13 protein-coding genes and 1 pseudogene are annotated in these 16,300 nt (G+C 49.0%); all 14 read left to right on the top strand.

The window, feature by feature from the left end; translation table 11 throughout:
• Positions 1-978 (top strand): alpha-ketoacid dehydrogenase subunit beta, encoded by a 978-nt coding sequence (locus tag LACPH_RS06085; RefSeq protein ID WP_010488601.1) that lies wholly within the window; start codon positions 1-3, stop codon positions 976-978.
• Between the two features lie 17 nt (positions 979-995).
• Positions 996-2,636, top strand: coding sequence for a dihydrolipoyllysine-residue acetyltransferase (locus LACPH_RS06090; RefSeq protein ID WP_274784799.1), 1,641 nt, complete (start codon positions 996-998; stop codon positions 2,634-2,636).
• Positions 2,637-2,638: 2 nt separating this feature from the next.
• Complete coding sequence (gene lpdA / locus LACPH_RS06095) at positions 2,639-4,042, top strand: dihydrolipoyl dehydrogenase (protein ID WP_049169739.1); 1,404 nt, start codon at positions 2,639-2,641, stop codon at positions 4,040-4,042.
• Between the two features lie 305 nt (positions 4,043-4,347).
• Positions 4,348-5,241 (top strand): lactate dehydrogenase, encoded by an 894-nt coding sequence (locus LACPH_RS06100; RefSeq protein ID WP_274784800.1) that lies wholly within the window; start codon positions 4,348-4,350, stop codon positions 5,239-5,241.
• On the top strand, positions 5,231-5,512 hold the full coding sequence (locus LACPH_RS06105) for a UPF0223 family protein (RefSeq protein ID WP_010488593.1): 282 nt from the start codon (positions 5,231-5,233) through the stop codon (positions 5,510-5,512). Before LACPH_RS06100 ends, LACPH_RS06105 begins: the two co-directional genes overlap by 11 nt.
• Before the next feature lie 2 nt (positions 5,513-5,514).
• Complete coding sequence (locus LACPH_RS06110) at positions 5,515-6,294, top strand: inositol monophosphatase family protein (protein ID WP_025012969.1); 780 nt, start codon at positions 5,515-5,517, stop codon at positions 6,292-6,294.
• A 268-nt stretch (positions 6,295-6,562) separates the two neighbouring features.
• Positions 6,563-8,407 (top strand): translational GTPase TypA, encoded by a 1,845-nt coding sequence (gene typA / locus LACPH_RS06115; RefSeq protein WP_010488589.1) that lies wholly within the window; start codon positions 6,563-6,565, stop codon positions 8,405-8,407.
• A gap of 288 nt (positions 8,408-8,695) precedes the next feature.
• Entirely contained in the window at positions 8,696-9,868 is a 1,173-nt protein-coding gene (locus LACPH_RS06120; RefSeq protein WP_274784801.1) for an FtsW/RodA/SpoVE family cell cycle protein, read from the top strand.
• Entirely contained in the window at positions 9,861-13,298 is a 3,438-nt protein-coding gene (locus LACPH_RS06125; RefSeq protein ID WP_274784802.1) for a pyruvate carboxylase, read from the top strand. Before LACPH_RS06120 ends, LACPH_RS06125 begins: the two co-directional genes overlap by 8 nt.
• A gap of 17 nt (positions 13,299-13,315) precedes the next feature.
• The gene (locus LACPH_RS06130) at positions 13,316-13,663 is read left to right on the top strand and encodes a YlbG family protein (protein ID WP_025012967.1); all 348 of its coding nucleotides are present in this window, start codon (positions 13,316-13,318) and stop codon (positions 13,661-13,663) included.
• On the top strand, positions 13,650-14,216 hold the full coding sequence (rsmD, locus tag LACPH_RS06135) for a 16S rRNA (guanine(966)-N(2))-methyltransferase RsmD (protein WP_087912081.1): 567 nt from the start codon (positions 13,650-13,652) through the stop codon (positions 14,214-14,216). Before LACPH_RS06130 ends, rsmD begins: the two co-directional genes overlap by 14 nt.
• Entirely contained in the window at positions 14,209-14,712 is a 504-nt protein-coding gene (coaD, locus tag LACPH_RS06140) for a pantetheine-phosphate adenylyltransferase (protein WP_039638970.1), read from the top strand. The genes rsmD and coaD overlap by 8 nt, the downstream gene beginning before the upstream one ends.
• Positions 14,690-15,778: a SepM family pheromone-processing serine protease gene (locus LACPH_RS06145; protein ID WP_274784803.1), complete on the top strand. Its 1,089-nt coding sequence runs from the start codon at positions 14,690-14,692 to the stop codon at positions 15,776-15,778. The genes coaD and LACPH_RS06145 overlap by 23 nt, the downstream gene beginning before the upstream one ends.
• Before the next feature lie 81 nt (positions 15,779-15,859).
• Positions 15,860-16,253, top strand: a pseudogene (locus tag LACPH_RS14280) (SLBB domain-containing protein); the annotation flags it as partial.
• Positions 16,254-16,300: the final 47 nt, after the last annotated feature.

Here is a 16,300-nt window from a genome sequence, read left to right on the forward strand (position 1 = left end):
ATGGCACAAAAAACAATGATCCAAGCCATCACTGATGCGCTTGATGTTGAGTTGGCGAACGACCCTAAAACCTTGGTATTCGGCGAAGATGTTGGTAAAAACGGTGGGGTCTTCCGGGCAACGGATGGCTTGCAGGCTAAACACGGTGAGGATCGTGTCTTTGATACGCCACTTGCCGAGTCAGGCATTAGCGGTTTGGCCATTGGATTGGCATTAACCGGCTGGCGGCCGATTCCGGAAATCCAGTTCTTTGGGTTCGTTTTTGAAACCATGGATAGTATTGGCGGTCAGATGTCGCGGATGCGGTATCGGATGGGTGGTACGCGGTCCATGCCGATTACCATTCGGGCACCATTTGGCGGTGGGGTTCATACACCGGAAATGCACAGTGATAACTTTGAAGGCTTGATCGCCCAGTTCCCGGGCATGCGGGTTGTTATTCCAAGTAACCCGTACGATGCTAAAGGTTTGCTGATTAGTTCCATTCGCAGCAATGACCCAGTGTTATTCCTTGAACACATGAAACTTTACCGGTCGTTCCGTCAGGATGTTCCAGAAGGGACTTACACGGTGCCGCTGGATAAGGCTGCGGTAACGCGTGAAGGAACTGACGTGTCGATCATCACTTATGGTGCGATGGTTCGTGAAGCGCTCAAGGCGGCTGATAATCTAGCCAAAGATGGCATCAATGCAGAAATTGTTGATCTACGAACTATTGCCCCGCTTGATGTTGAGACCATCATTGCATCGGTTAAGAAAACGCATAAGGCAGTGGTCGTTCAGGAAGCCCAGCGGATGGCCGGTGTTGCCGCCAACGTTATCAGTGAAATTTCTGAACGGGCAATTCTGTCACTTGAGGCACCGATCGGTCGGGTTGCGGCTCCTGACACGCCGTTCCCATTTGGTCAAGCCGAAAATATTTGGCTGCCAAATGCCAAGGATATTGAAGCTAAAGTTCGGGAAACCGTTAATTTCTAGAGAGAAGAGGTGCCAACATGGCTTTTGAATTCAAACTGCCAGAACTTGGCGAAGGTTTGGCAGAAGGTGAAATCGTCAAGTGGGACGTTAAACCTGGTGATGAAATCAAGGAGGATGACACCCTTCTTGAAGTTCAGAGTGATAAAAGTGTCGAAGAAATTCCGTCGCCAGTATCCGGGAAAATTTTAAAAATTTTAGTACCGGAAGGCGAAACAGCTTCGGTCGGTGATTTGTTGGTTGAAATCGATGATGGCTCCGGCGCGCCTGCACAGTCGGCAGCACCAGCAGCTTCAACCGCTGTACCGGCTGCACCTGCACCGGCCGCAGCTAAGTCGGTATATCAGTTTAAGCTTCCGGAATTAGGCGAAGGCTTGGCAGAAGGTGAAATTGTCAAGTGGGACGTGAAGGCTGGCGATGAAATCAAGGAGGATGACACCCTTCTTGAAGTTCAAAGCGATAAGAGTGTCGAAGAAATTCCATCTCCGGTTACCGGAACAGTTGTCAAGATTCTGGTTCCTGAAGGGGAAACGGCATCTGTTGGCGACGCCTTGGTTGATATTGATGCTCCGGGCCATAACGATACGCCAGTTGCCGGTGAGCCGGCAGCTACACCGGCAACGAGTACTGCTGGGGCAGAGACTGCTTCTGCACCAAGCCCGGCGGCAGGTGCCGTACCGGCAATAACAGATCCAAATCGCGAAATTTTGGCAATGCCTTCTGTTCGGCAATACGCGCGTGAACAAGGCGTTGATATTTCGCAAGTGCCTGCAACCGGTAAGCACGGCCGCATTACCAAAGCTGACGTTGATGCGTTTAAGGCAGGTGCTTCAACCACAGCAGCGGCTCCGGCACAACCAGCACAAGCGGCAGCTAAGTCTGCTCCGGCTCAAGCAGCACCGGCAGCACCAAAGCCGCAACCTGTTGCACCATATGTTTCAAGCGGCAGCGAAGCCGAACTTGAGACACGTGAAAAGATGACCCCAACGCGTAAGGCAATTGCGAAGGCAATGCTGTCATCCAAGCAGCGGAGTCCACATGTCACGAGCTTTGATGAAGTCGAAGTTTCTAAGTTGATGGCTCATCGCAAGAAATACAAGCAGTATGCGGCTGATAAAGGCATTAAGCTGACCTTCTTGCCATACATCGTCAAGGCACTGGTCACCGTCTTGCGTGAGTATCCTGAATTTAATGCGTCTATTGACGATACCACCGATGAAATTGTCTACAAGCATTATTTCAACATCGGGATTGCAACCAACACGGATCATGGCTTGTACGTGCCGGTTATCAAGAACGCCGATGCCAAGAGTATGTTTGAAATTGCCAAAGAGATCAGTGACAATGCGCAGAAGGCCTATGACAGCAAATTGAAGCCAGATGAAATGCGTGGCGGTTCCATGACCATCAGTAATGTCGGATCAATTGGCGGCGGCTGGTTCACACCGGTTATTAATCAGCCGGAAGTTGCAATTCTTGGTGTTGGTAAAATTGCCAAGGAACCATACGTCAATGCTGATAACGAAATTGTTGTCGGTAATCTGCTGAAGCTGAGTTTGAGTTATGATCACCGTCTAATTGATGGTGCGCTGGCGCAAACAGCATTGAATCTGATGGACAAATTGTTGGCAGATCCTGATCTGCTGTTGATGGAGGGATAAGTATGGTTGTAGGCGATTTTGCAATCGATTTGGATACTGTTGTGATTGGCTCCGGCCCCGGCGGCTATGTTGCTGCCATTCGGGCTGCTGAAATGGGCCAGAAAGTTACCGTGATCGAAAGTACTTTCATCGGCGGTGTTTGTTTGAATGTTGGCTGTATTCCATCAAAAGCGTTGATTAATGCTGGGCATCGTTATCAAGATGCTTTGGACGCCAGCACGTTCGGCATTAACGCTAAGGGTGCGGATCTTGACTTCAAAAAGACCCAGGACTGGAAGCAAAATAAGGTTGTTCACACCTTGACCAGCGGTGTTTCAATGTTGTTCAAGAAGCACAAGATCGATTCGATCATGGGTACGGCCTTCTTAAAGGATGATCATAGTTTACGGGTCATGCAGAAGGATTCTGCCCAAACGTATACTTTCAAAAACCTGATTATCGCAACCGGCAGTCGACCGATTGAAATTAAGGGTTTTAAGTTTGGTAAGCGAATTCTTGATTCGACCGGTGGCTTGAATTTGCCGGAGGTTCCTAAAGAATTTGTTGTTATCGGCGGTGGCTACATCGGTTCTGAATTGGCAAGCGCTTATGCAAACTTAGGTGCACATGTCACGATCCTTGAAGGGACCAGTTCGATTCTGCCGAACTTTGAAAAGGATATGGTTCAGTTGGTATTGAACTCCTTTAAGAAGCGCGGTGTTACGGTTATCACGAATGCGATGGCCAAAGAAGCTGAAGATACCGGTAACGGTGTCAAGGTCACTTATACCGCTGACGGCAAAGAACAGACGCTGGCCGCTGACTATGTCATGGTCACTGTCGGACGTCGGCCAAATACGGATGATTTAGGACTGGACATTGTCGGCATTGAAACGACTGATCGCGGTTTGATCAAGGTTGATGCGCAAGGCCGCACTAACAAGCCAAACATCTACGCAATTGGCGATGTTGTTCCGGGTGCAGCGTTAGCCCATAAGGCGAGCTACGAAGGTAAGGTAGCTGCTGAAGCGATCAGCGGCAAAGCGAGTGCGGTTGACTATAAAGCAATGCCGGCTGTTTGTTTCACAGATCCTGAGCTTGCCACGACTGGCATGACGCTTGCAGAAGCCAAAGCCAAGGGCATCAAAGCCAAGGCAAGCAAGTTCCCATTCGCTGCTAATGGTCGCGCCTTGAGTTTGGCCCAAACAGAAGGCTTTGTCCGTCTTGTCACCAATGAAGACGGCACGGTTATTGGTGGTCAGGTAGCCGGTGCCGGTGCCAGTGATCTTATCTCCGAGCTGACTGTCGCTGTTGAAGGCGGTCTGAACGTTGAGGATTTGGCGCTGACCATTCACCCGCATCCGACCTTAAGCGAAACGATCATGGACGATGCCGAAGTTGCATTAGGCTTACCAATCAATATTTAGCAGCTGGATCGGTCATTGTCAGAATTAGTTTTAGTTTCGGGTCACAATTTCTAGGATCACTAAGCAGACACTGGATTTTCACCAGTGTCTTTTTTTGTGCACACTTTTTAAAAGACTAATCTTGCTAACTTTGAAAATTCAGGGCAATTTATGACCACCGGACAGAAGATAACAACGGTATTTTCATATGAGAAGGCGTTAATATTTCAGTTAGTTAACAATTGCACCTAAAGTCCTTTTTAATTTTGTCTTAAGATTGCGCTTCCGCTAGAATATAGGTAACGCAACTGAGGGGAAGGGGTTTCATGCAAAGAGTCGTCGTTCACGGAGCCAGTTGTAGTACACAAGCACTTTTGCAAACGTTAATTGCGTCACCACTTGATCTGGAAATTGGTTGCTACGAGCCGGATGCGGCATTGGTGGATGTCGCCGGTTTGACGGCACTGAGTCAAATTTGCCACAATACGTTTATCAAGGTAACCCCGAAAGTTCTCAAAACGGCGGATGTGTTGATTCTAACTGATACCGAAACGCCGGATGATGAAAACTTTGTGGCGACCAACATTGCCTCAATTCGTAAGGTTCTGAATTCAGCGATGGCAGCAGGCTTTACGGGTCGGGTTGTCGTGGCGATGACGCATGATGAACGCTTCACTTATTTTGCCCAGCGGTTCTCCGGGCTGAATAAACGGCAGGTTGTCGGATTAGGGACTTTCGGTGCGACGTGGCGCTTTGAACAATTCTTAGCGGATCGACTGGCTGTCCCGGCCAAACAAGTAACGGCTTATGTCGTTGGCACCAGCCAATCACCGGTATTGATCTGGAGTCGGGCCTATGTCGGGGCAACGCCAATATTGCGGTTACTAAATGATGACCAAGCCGTTTTTACCGAAGCGGCTTCGGCTGTTCATGCCTTTTTGGCAAGCGCCTTGACCGTTTTGGTGGGTCGGCTTGTAGAACCGATTCTGGCTGCGTTTGCTGGCGAAAAGCTCATTGGGACATTCGCACATCTGCGAGATTCTGACGATGAAACCGGACAAGTTGACAGCTCACCGATTTTGTTGGACGAACGTGGCGTGGTCACACTGGCGACAGTTGCGGGGTCCGATGATGAAGAGGCGGCTTTGAGCACAGCAATTCAAGCTGTTCAAGCCGAAATCGAAGCAATCGAACAAGGAGCAGATAAAAATGAAACCTAATTACAGCTATCCACTAGACCTTGACTGGACAACTGACGAAAAAATTAAAGTGACGACTTTCTTTGCACTCGTTGAAGATGCGTATGAGCATGGCGTCGATCGGGATAACCTGTTGGCAGCCTACCGTGGATTCAAACAGGTGGTGCCAGATAAAGGCACTGAACGTCAACTGGATCGGGAGTTTGAAGCACTGTCCGGCTATTCCATGTATACTGTTGTACAGATGGCGCGCCAAGGTGTGAGCCAAAAGATTAAGGTGAAGGTGAGTTAAGTATGACGCAAGATCCAGAAAAACTACGGCAGACCCTGATCAGCTGGTTTGCGGAAAGTCGAAAGCAAATTTTAGCGGAAATGGCGAAACCATTAGATGTCGCGCGTAAAAGTAATCGCAATGATTTGGTCACCAATGTCGATAAAGCTAACCAGCAATTTCTAATTGATCACATCAAAGCCGAGTATCCGACAGCACGGATTATCGGCGAGGAAGGCCATGCCCATGATGATACGGATCTCAACGGATTGGTCTTTTTTGTCGATCCGATTGACGGTACGATGAATTTTGTCAAACAGCAGGCTCATTTCGCGATCATGATTGGTGTTTATCGTGACGGACAACCGGTTGTCGGGGCAATTATGGACGTCATGCGTAATGAGGTGCTGAGTGGCGGACCGGAAATACCTGTTACGTTTGCGGGACGAACATTGACAAAATTACCGGATTTGCAACTGAAAGACGGGTTGTTGGGTGTGACCGGTCCAATGACGATCAAGAATCGGCTACATTTAGGTGATATTGCGTTGGCAAGTTCCGGGCCGAGAATGAGTGGCAGTGCTGGCATGGAGTTTATCGAAATCGCGTTAGGCCGACAACTTGGCTACGTTTCATATTTGCAGCCTTGGGATGTGGCGGCCGGCATGGCGATTACAAAGGGTCTGGGTGTTCAATTCAGTCGCGAAGATGGTTCACCGATTGATCTGCGTCAACCAGGCGTCGTTGTGGCTGCCACACCGCAAGCGCATCGCACGATTCTTACAATGATGGCTGGCGAGTGATTTCAAGCCACAATAAGTAGCGCTCACAAACGAGCAACGATGACCGGCGACTGTTCGAGACGCCGGTTTTTCGTCTATTTATTAGCCTAACAGCGGTTCTTTTACGAAAATCCAACTAAAATGGCTGCGTGAAGCAATTCACTTTTCAGAAAATCCAGACAGATTGGGTAGAGTGTGTTATAATTCAAAATCGTATAACTGTGTCAGTTGCTGGCACTTTTTTAATGTGGTAAGCGGCCTGTAGTGCCAGCAGAAAGGAAGTAGAAACGTGAAAACACGTGACGATATTCGCAATATTGCGATCATTGCCCACGTTGACCATGGTAAGACAACTTTGGTTAACGAGATGCTTAAACAATCGGATACACTTGATCAACACATTCAATTACAAGATCGGGCGATGGATACCAACGCCATTGAAAAGGAACGTGGTATCACCATCCTGAGTAAAAACACGGCGGTGAAGTATGGCGATACAACGATCAACATTCTTGATACCCCGGGACATGCCGACTTTGGCGGTGAAGTAGAACGGGTTATGAAGATGGTTGACGGGGTTTTGCTGGTTGTCGATGCCTTTGAGGGCCCGATGCCGCAAACGCGCTTTGTTTTGAAGAAGGCGCTGGAACAGCATTTGACGCCTATCGTGGTCATCAACAAGGTTGACCGACCGGGTGCCCGTCCGGAAGAAGTTGTGGACGAAGTACTTGAATTGTTCATCGAATTAGGTGCCGATGATGCGCAGTTGGAATTTCCTGTGGTCTATGCTTCCGCCGTTAACGGGACTTCCAGCATGGATTCCGACTTATCAACTCAGAAGCACACGATGAATCCACTTTTTGATACTATTATCAAAACGATTCCTGCACCAATCGATAATAGTGACGAACCGTTGCAATTCCAGGTGGCCATGCTGGATTATAACGATTATGTCGGCCGAATCGGTATTGGCCGGATTTTCCGCGGCAAGATTAAAATCGGCGACAATGTGACGGTTATGAAATTGGATGGCTCGCAAAAGAACTTCCGCGTGACGAAATTATTTGGTTTCTTCGGGTTAACTCGGACTGAAATCAACTCCGCTAAAGCCGGTGATCTGATTGCCGTTTCCGGGATGGACGACATTTTTGTCGGTGAAACCGTGACGGCTGCCGACACACCGGAAGCATTACCGATTCTACGGATTGACGAACCGACGCTGCAAATGATGTTTGTGGCCAATGACAGCCCGTTTGCCGGTCGCGAAGGTAAAAATGTCACTGCGCGCAAACTGGAAGAACGCTTGAAGTCCCAGCTGCAGACTGATGTATCGTTACGTGTTGACGATACCGATCAGGCCGGTGCCTGGATGGTTTCCGGTCGTGGGGAACTGCATCTGTCCATTTTGGTTGAAGAGATGCGGCGTGAAGGTTTCGAGCTTCAACTCGGCCGCCCAGAAGTTATCTATCGCGATATCGACGGCGTGATGATGGAACCGTTTGAAAACGTGCAGATCGATACGCCGGAACAATATACCGGTACGGTTATCGATGCGATGAGCCAACGTAAAGGCGAAATGCAGAACATGGAAAATGAAGGCAACGGGCAAACTCGCCTCACTTTCCTGGCACCTTCTCGTGGCTTAATCGGCTACTCGACTGAATTTCTATCTTCCACTGGCGGTTACGGGATCATGAACCACACCTTTGAAAAGTATGCGCCGGTTATCAAAAACTGGGAACCTGGTCGTACTCAAGGCGCTTTGGTTTCGATCAACGCCGGTACTGCTACCACTTATAGCTTGCAGTCGGTTGAAGATCGTGGGCAATTGTTCATCAATGCCGGAACTGAAGTTTATGAAGGCATGATTGTTGGCCAAAACTCCCGCGAAAATGACATTGCTGTCAATGTCACCAAGGGGAAGAACCTGACCAATACACGTGCTGCCGGGAAAGACCACGCAGCTGCGATCAAGACGCCAAAGAAAATGACGCTTGAAGAATCCATCGAATTCTTGAATGATGATGAATACTGCGAAGTAACGCCAAAGAACATTCGCTTGCGTAAGAAGATCTTGAACACAGGCGAACGTCAAAAGGCAGCCAAGCGTAAGAAGATTGCTGCGTCTAAATAGTTTATTTTCTGAAAACCGCCAATTTTGGCGGTTTTTTCTTTGGCATAAATAGGCGAGTAGTGCAGTGAAAAAATGGTAATTGCCTGCAGCGAAGCCGACAAACTGGCTGTTTTCGAACCGTCCTGTTGCACTAATTCAGAAAAAACAGCTGCCGATTCTCACGCTTGGTATGCATAAAATCAAGTTAAAACAAGTTAAACTTAGCGATAACTGTTTTGAAAGCGGCTTGGCGGTTGAAGTCGGTATGCTATAATAAATCCAATCATTGCTTGAAAGGCCGCGTTTTTCTTGAGGAAAAAATTACGCCATGTGGATTACTTCATTTTGGTACCCTATCTGATTCTGTGTGCCATCGGGATCGTGATGGTCTATTCCGCTAGCGCTTATTGGGTGCAGCGGCAATATGGTGCCGCAGAAACTAAATACTTATTGCAACAAATTGTTTTTGTGGTGCTCGGGATCGGAACCGTGTTCTTCTTTGACAATATGGCCCTTAAGATTTTGCGTAATCGGTGGGTGCTATTTGTCTTGATGTCGGGTTTGTTTGTCATGTTGGTGTACCTAATCATACACGGACGGGCGGTTAACGGGGCCGCTGCATGGATCTCCATCGGCAGTTTTCGCCTGCAACCGTCTGAATTTGCCAAAATGATTTTGATTTTTTATCTGGCGCATATGTTGACGTCGCGCGAAGATAGCTTTCGGCAGGAAAATTTTCGCCTGCGTCAGATGTGGCAGCCGCTATTTATTGCCGGCATGATGATGTTGCTGGTTTTCGTCGAACCGGATACTGGCGGTTTCGCCATTCTCTTTTTGATCACGCTGGTGGTGGTGATGTCTAGCGGGATTCCAATGCGCTATGGCTTACTTTGGCTGGTTGCACTGATTGCGACAGGGGTCTTGGGTTATTACATTGTCTCGCATTATCACTTCCCGGGTCTGGAACATAATTATGCTTATCAGCGGTTGGTTGCCGCGATTCATCCCTTTGAAAAGGCAAACGCGGCCGGTAATCAGGTGGTTAATTCGCTTTATGCTATTAATCATGGCGGCTTGTTTGGTGTCGGGTTGGGGATGAGCAGTCAAAAACTGGGGTATCTACCTGAGCCTTATACTGATTTCATTTTGGCTGTCATTGCCGAAGAACTGGGCTTAGTCGGCACAGTGGTCGTACTAGGCTTACTGTTTTTCCTGGTGATGCGGTTTTATCTGATTGGCATTCGTTCCAAAAATACGTATCACACTCTGATTGCTTACGGCATTGCGACGATGATGTTTGTCCAAACGGTTTTCAATGTCGGTGCCGTCGCCGGTGTGTTACCTGTTACCGGGGTCACGCTGCCGTTTATTAGTTATGGCGGGTCAAGTATGATTGTTTTGTCGATGGCAGTCGGGATTATGCTCAATATCAGTTATCATAGCGAACGTACGCAACGAAAGGTAGAGAAAACGCATGCATAAAGTTTTAGTCGCGAATCGTGGCGAAATCGCCATTCGGATTTTCCGTGCCTGTGAGGAGTTGGGCCTCAAGACCGTTGGCATTTTTGCCAAAGAAGATGCCTTGTCGATTCACCGGTTCAAAGCTCAAGAAAGTTACCAAGTAGGCGCAGGTAAGGCACCCATTGCCGCTTATCTGGATATGGATGATATCATTCGCATTGCCAAACAAAGCGGAGCGGATGCGATTCATCCGGGTTACGGGCTGCTTTCTGAAAACGCAACGTTTGCCCGTAAAGTTCGGGGTGCAGGATTGACGTTTGTCGGTCCGCGCTCAGAGTTGCTTGATGTGTTCGGCGATAAAGTGGCAGCGAAAGAAGCAGCACACAAAGCCGGGTTGGCAACGATCCCGGGAACACCGGAGCCAACGCGTGATTTCAGCGAGATTCAGGATTTTACCGCAACACACGGTTTCCCGGTGATGCTTAAAGCAGCCAGCGGTGGTGGCGGTAAGGGGATGCGCATCGTTCACTCCGAGGCTGAGCTGGAAGCAGTGTATCAAAATGCGGTTAATGAAGCCAAGGCTAGTTTTGGCGATGATCGCATGTACGTCGAAAAGTACATCGCTTCGGCTAAGCACGTTGAAGTTCAGGTGTTAGGCGATGAGCACGGACATCTTTTGCATCTTTTTGAACGTGACTGCTCCGTCCAGCGCCGCCAGCAAAAAGTCGTTGAAATTGCGCCGGCAGTTGCTTTGCCGGTCGCTTTGCGTGCGAAGATCTGCCAAAGTGCCGTGGACTTGATGGCAAGTCTGCATTATGAAAACGCCGGGACTGTAGAATTTCTGGTTGACGGCGATCAGTATTACTTTATTGAAGTTAATCCGCGCGTTCAGGTGGAACATACAATTACGGAACTCATCACAGGTGTCGATATTGTTCAGTCGCAATTGCGGATTGCTGCCGGAGCGGATTTGTTTGCCGATCTGCACCTGCCGCAACAAGATGAGCTGCGTGAAAATGGCGCTGCGATTCAGTGCCGGATTACGACCGAAGATCCGGAAAACAACTTCATGCCAGATACCGGAACCATCAATACTTATCGTTCTCCGGGTGGTTTTGGTATTCGGCTGGATGTCGGCAATGCTTATGCGGGCGCCGTCGTCAGCCCTTATTTTGACTCTTTGTTGGTCAAAGCCAGCGTCCATGCGCCGAATTTTCCGGCGGCAGTCGCCAAAATGCAGCGTGCCTTACACGAATTTCAAATTACCGGTGTTAAAACCAACGTCGCTTTCTTAGAGCATCTATTGGCTACTAAAACCTTCCGGACAGGTGAGGCAGAGACAGCATTCATTGACGCCCATCCTGAATTGTTGCAGGTGCAAGCTAAACCGGATCTGGCTTCCCGGCTGTTATGGTATATCGGCGATGTGACGATCAACGGGTTTAAAGGCGTTGAGCGCCAAACGCAAAAGTATTATCCTGAGCTACAATACGATAGCCATTTTCCAACAACCAAGCCGCAGACTGATTTAGTGGCACTGCTTAAAGACAAGGGTGCAAATGGCGTTACTGATTGGGTAAAAGACCACAAATCGCTGTTGCTGACGGATACGACTTTTCGTGATGCCCACCAGAGTTTATTTGCTACCCGCATGCGGACTCGCGATATGCTGACGGTTGCCAAGGATATGGGCAACGGCTTGCCTAATTTGTTTTCGATGGAAGTATGGGGTGGTGCGACGTTTGATGTGGCGTACCGGTTCTTGAATGAAGATCCGTGGGTCCGATTGAAAAAACTGCGCGCAGCATTACCGCATACGTTGTTACAGATGCTGTTTCGTGGCAGTAATGCCGTTGGGTATCAGAATTATCCTGACAATGTGATTAAAGCTTTCATTCAACAGGCTGCCGATGACGGTGTCGATGTTTTTCGAATATTTGACAGTCTGAACTGGCTGCCGCAAATGACGCTGAGTATTGATACGGTCAAACAAACCGGTAAGCTTGCGGAAGCAACGATGTGTTACACTGGCGATATTTTAAGCGATGCCCATCCAAAATATCAATTGGCTTATTATGTGGCGCTGGCCAAGCAACTTGTTGATGCCGGTGCGGATATGATTGCCATTAAAGATATGGCGGGACTGCTTAAACCACAAGCGGCCTCAGTCTTGATTGGTGCGTTAAAAGACGCTGTTTCGGTACCGATTCATTTGCATACCCACGATACGACCGGCAATGGCATTGCTACTTACTTGGCAGCCACGCACGCTGGGGTTGACATTGTTGATGTCGCGCAAAGTAGCTTTTCGGGGACAACCAGTCAGCCAAGTCTGGAAAGTCTTTACTATGCTCTGAGTGGCGATCAGCGTCAACCTGAAGTGGCGATTGAAAAAGCCCAGTCGTTGGATCGTTATTTTCAGGCAATTCGGCCATACTATGCTGACTTCGGTAACGGGGTGACCGGGCCGCTGACCGATATTTACACCGTTCAGATGCCAGGTGGCCAGTACAGCAATTTGCAACAGCAGGCCCGCAGTATGGGCATTACAGACTTCGAAGCCGTTAAAGCCATGTATGCGCAAGTCAATACGTTATTCGGCGATATCATTAAGGTAACCCCGTCGTCAAAAGTGGTCGGTGACATGGCGCTGTTTATGCTGCAGAATCACTTGACACCGGAAATGGTCAAGGACCATGGTGAACAATATGATTTTCCGGCATCCGTGGTTGCCTTTTTCAAAGGCGATTTAGGTCAACCGGTTGGCGGTTTTCCTAAAGATTTACAGAAAAAAATCCTCAAAGGGCAAAAACCGCTGACTGTCAGACCGGGCCAACTGGCTAAGCCGGTCGATTTCGACGCTGTTCGGCAGGACTTGATCGCGGCGGGCGTGGCTGAACCAAGCACTGAAGAAGTTTTAAGCGCCATTTTATATCCGGATGTTTTCAAGGCCTTTGTTCGCAAGCAGAAGCAGATCGGACCGGTCACCAAACTTGACTCGCCTTCTTATTTCCAGGGCATGCGGATTGGCGAAACCGTTTCGGTGCCAATCAAGGCTGGTAAAACGCTGATTATTCAGTTAAATGCGATCGGGACGGCGGATGCCAGTGGCATGAAGACGCTTTATTTCACGGTTGACGGGCAGAAACAGGAGATCCAGATTCGCGATGCCCACCAAAAGAGTGCCGGATTGCAGCATCAGTTGGCAGAACCGACTGACAAGAACCAAATCGGCGCACCAATGGCCGGCAAAATTGTTTCAGTCGCAATCAAACAAGGGCAGCAGGTTGCAAAAGGCGATGCTCTGTTTGTCATCGAAGCCATGAAAATGGAAACAACCGTCCACGCGCCGTTTGCCGGCACCGTCACCCACTTGTATGTTGAGGCAGGCGCGTTAATTAAAAGTCAGGAACTGTTGGCCAAGCTTCAGCCCGGTGCCGCCAAGCAGTGAGTTTAGAAGGTGAAAGCATGTTTTCAATGAAACAGCGGCAGGGCCTAGTTGTTTGGGTGTATTCACTTAAGCAACTTAAGACGCTGCGGCGTTACGGCACCATTATGTATGTTTCGCGGCGCATGAAATATGTTTATTTGTATATGGATCGCGACGAAATTACGGCAGCGAGCAATAAATTAAGTAAGTTGCGGTTTGTCAAACGTGTCGAACCGTCGCATCGTCCGGAATTAAAAACCGAGTTCGGCAGCGATATCGGTAAATTCAAACCGACAGAAGAAGATCTGGAAACCAAAGCAAAACAGCGGCGGCGCGACCGGATGACAATTGACAAGCCAAAAGGGGATCATCATGCGAGTCATTAGCGGGGCCTTTCGCGGCTTGCGGCTGAACGCGGTGCCGGGTAACCAGACGCGACCGACAGCCGATAAAGTTAAAGAATCCATGTTTAATATGCTCGGACCATATTTTGATGGCGGTCATGCCCTTGATTTATATGCAGGCACCGGGGCACTGGGAATCGAAGCGGTGTCGCGCGGGATGCACGATGCCGTGTTAGTAGATCGTCAATACGCGGCGATCAAAACGATCAACGCCAATGTGGCACTCACCAAACATTCCGAAGATTTTACAGTCTTAAAAATGTCGGTTACCAAAGCAATCGAACATTTTACTGCCGCGGGTCAGTCGTTTGATCTCATTTTGATGGATCCGCCTTATGCGCAACAACATGCGATTGCCCAGTTAGCTGCGTTTGTCAGCGGTGATCTCTTGGTACCCGGAGGCCGGGTCTTGGTTGAAACCGGACTGGATGTCGTTTATCCTGAGGTCATTCCCGGATACACCAAACTTCGGCGCCAGACTTATGGCGTGGCACAGGTTTTGATTTTAGAGCGAAACGAGGAAGATCATGACTAAAAAAATCGCAGTATTTCCTGGCAGCTTTGATCCGTTTACGAATGGTCATTTGGATACCGTTTTGCGGGCTAGTCGCTTGTTTGATGAAGTGGTCGTAGCGGCGATGACGAATACCAGCAAGAAGGCACTTTTCTCAAGTGATGAAAAATTGGCATTGATCGCGGCCAGTACTGCCGACTTGCCAAATGTCAAAGCAGTAGCGGCACCTAGGCGTTTGACGGTTGAATTTGCCAAATCAATTGGTGCCCAGTTTATTATTCGGGGGATTCGCAACGTTGCGGACTTCGGCTATGAGGCTGATATTGCCACGGTTAATCATGACTTGGACAGTCAGATTGAAACGGTCTTTTTGCTCGCGGATAAGCAGTACGATGCATTGTCCAGTACGATTATCAAGGAAGTCGCGGCGTTTGGTGGCGACATTCATCGGTTTGTGCCGGCGCCAGTCGAAAAGGCCTTATACAAGAAACTAGGTGAGCCTCATCAAGCCAACTAATCGGTTAAAACAGAAAAAACGCTGGCGGTGGCTCATTGGTATTTTGGTTGGCGTTATCGTGCTAGCAGCGCTTCTTTTCTTCCCGACGAACTATTATCTGGAAGTGCCGGGCTCGGCGGAGTCGTTGAAGCCTTATGTTAAGGTCACCGGCAGTAAGGATAATGCCAAGGGGAGTTATATGTTAACGACGGTGGGCGTGGTCGGTCCCGCTTCACCAGCGTTATTACTGTTTAGCAAAACGCAGGCCCACACCGATATTGTCTCCAAGCAAGATTTAATGGGCAATGACAGTAGCGCCGAATACGATCAATTGCAGGCCTATTATATGAAAAGTGCTGCCAATAATGCGGTCGCAGCAGCGTTCAAAGCTGCCAAGAAACCGTATCAGATCCACCATCGCGGCATTTATGTGATGTCGATTTTACCGCAGTCACCCTTCAAGGGAAAATTGGCTCTCGGCGACACCATTACCAAATTAAATGGTAAATCATATAAAACTGCCGATGCTTATGTGAATGCGATTAAATCGCAAAAAGTGGGCGCGGCCATTACGCTGACGTATCAACATCAAGGTAAGACCAAACAGGCCACGGCGAAGTTGATTCGCTTGCCACAGACAAAGCGCGCCGGCATTGGCATCACGCTGACCGAAAACACAGCAGTCACGAGTGATCCTAAGGTTAAGATTGATGCGGGGAATATCGGCGGTCCGAGTGCCGGAACGATGTTTGCCTTACAGATCTATACCCAGATCACCCATCAGAATTTGCGCCGCGGGCACGTGATTGCCGGAACCGGCACCATTGATCCGGACGGACACGTTGGCCAAATCGGCGGCATCGATAAGAAAGTGGTCGCCGCGGATGCCAAGGGGGCCAAAGTTTTCTTTGCTCCGAATCAGCCTGCCACCAAAAAGCTGAAGCATTATGATCCGAATTATGTCAACAACTATACGGAAGCGGTGCAGACGGCTAAGCAAATTAAGACCAAGATGAAAATCGTACCGGTCAAGACTTTAAGCGATGTGATTCGGTATATGGAAAATTATTCGAAAACCGCCAAGTAACGTCATGATTTTAAAACGAGAACTGTCAGTTTGGCGGTTCTTTTTTAATGGCTTGCGTAATGTGTTGTCGAGGTGAGAAAAATGACGACACTGACGTATTGGCTCAAAACATATTGGTACGCGCCTTTGATTATTGTCATCGGCGGGTTCTTTTTTTGGCAACAGGCTCAAGGCAGTTCGGCTAACCAACCGCTGTCCGAGAGTGGGCGTGCTAGCGGCAGTTCGCAGGTGATGATGTCCCGTTCTTCCGGCAGTGCAAGCAGTCGCAGTCGGCCATCGCAAGGATTTGTGCATCTCAAAGGGGCAGTCTTGCGGCCTGGTATTTATCCGGTCCGGGAAAACACGCGGTGGGACGAGGTCGTCAAAGCTGCTGGTGGGCTGACGGCCAATGCCGATATGCAACAGGTTAATTTAGCCAAAATTGCCAGTGATCAGGAAAGCCTGCATGTACCGGAAAAAGGGGAGACGGTTGCTGCACCGGCCGCTACGGCAACTTCCGGGGTTGCTTCAAGCGGCGAAGCG

This window comes from Lacticaseibacillus parahuelsenbergensis (genome assembly GCF_030770265.1).
Classification (GTDB): Bacteria; Bacillota; Bacilli; order Lactobacillales; family Lactobacillaceae; genus Lacticaseibacillus; species Lacticaseibacillus casei.

Coding starts and splice junctions, on each gene's coding strand:
- LACPH_RS06085 (WP_010488601.1), top strand. CDS start 1: ATGGCACAAAAAACAATGATCCAAGCCATCACTGATGCGCTTGATGTT.
- LACPH_RS06090 (WP_274784799.1), top strand. CDS start 996: ATGGCTTTTGAATTCAAACTGCCAGAACTTGGCGAAGGTTTGGCAGAA.
- lpdA (WP_049169739.1), top strand. CDS start 2,639: ATGGTTGTAGGCGATTTTGCAATCGATTTGGATACTGTTGTGATTGGC.
- LACPH_RS06100 (WP_274784800.1), top strand. CDS start 4,348: ATGCAAAGAGTCGTCGTTCACGGAGCCAGTTGTAGTACACAAGCACTT.
- LACPH_RS06105 (WP_010488593.1), top strand. CDS start 5,231: ATGAAACCTAATTACAGCTATCCACTAGACCTTGACTGGACAACTGAC.
- LACPH_RS06110 (WP_025012969.1), top strand. CDS start 5,515: ATGACGCAAGATCCAGAAAAACTACGGCAGACCCTGATCAGCTGGTTT.
- LACPH_RS06125 (WP_274784802.1), top strand. CDS start 9,861: ATGCATAAAGTTTTAGTCGCGAATCGTGGCGAAATCGCCATTCGGATT.
- LACPH_RS06130 (WP_025012967.1), top strand. CDS start 13,316: ATGTTTTCAATGAAACAGCGGCAGGGCCTAGTTGTTTGGGTGTATTCA.
- rsmD (WP_087912081.1), top strand. CDS start 13,650: ATGCGAGTCATTAGCGGGGCCTTTCGCGGCTTGCGGCTGAACGCGGTG.
- coaD (WP_039638970.1), top strand. CDS start 14,209: ATGACTAAAAAAATCGCAGTATTTCCTGGCAGCTTTGATCCGTTTACG.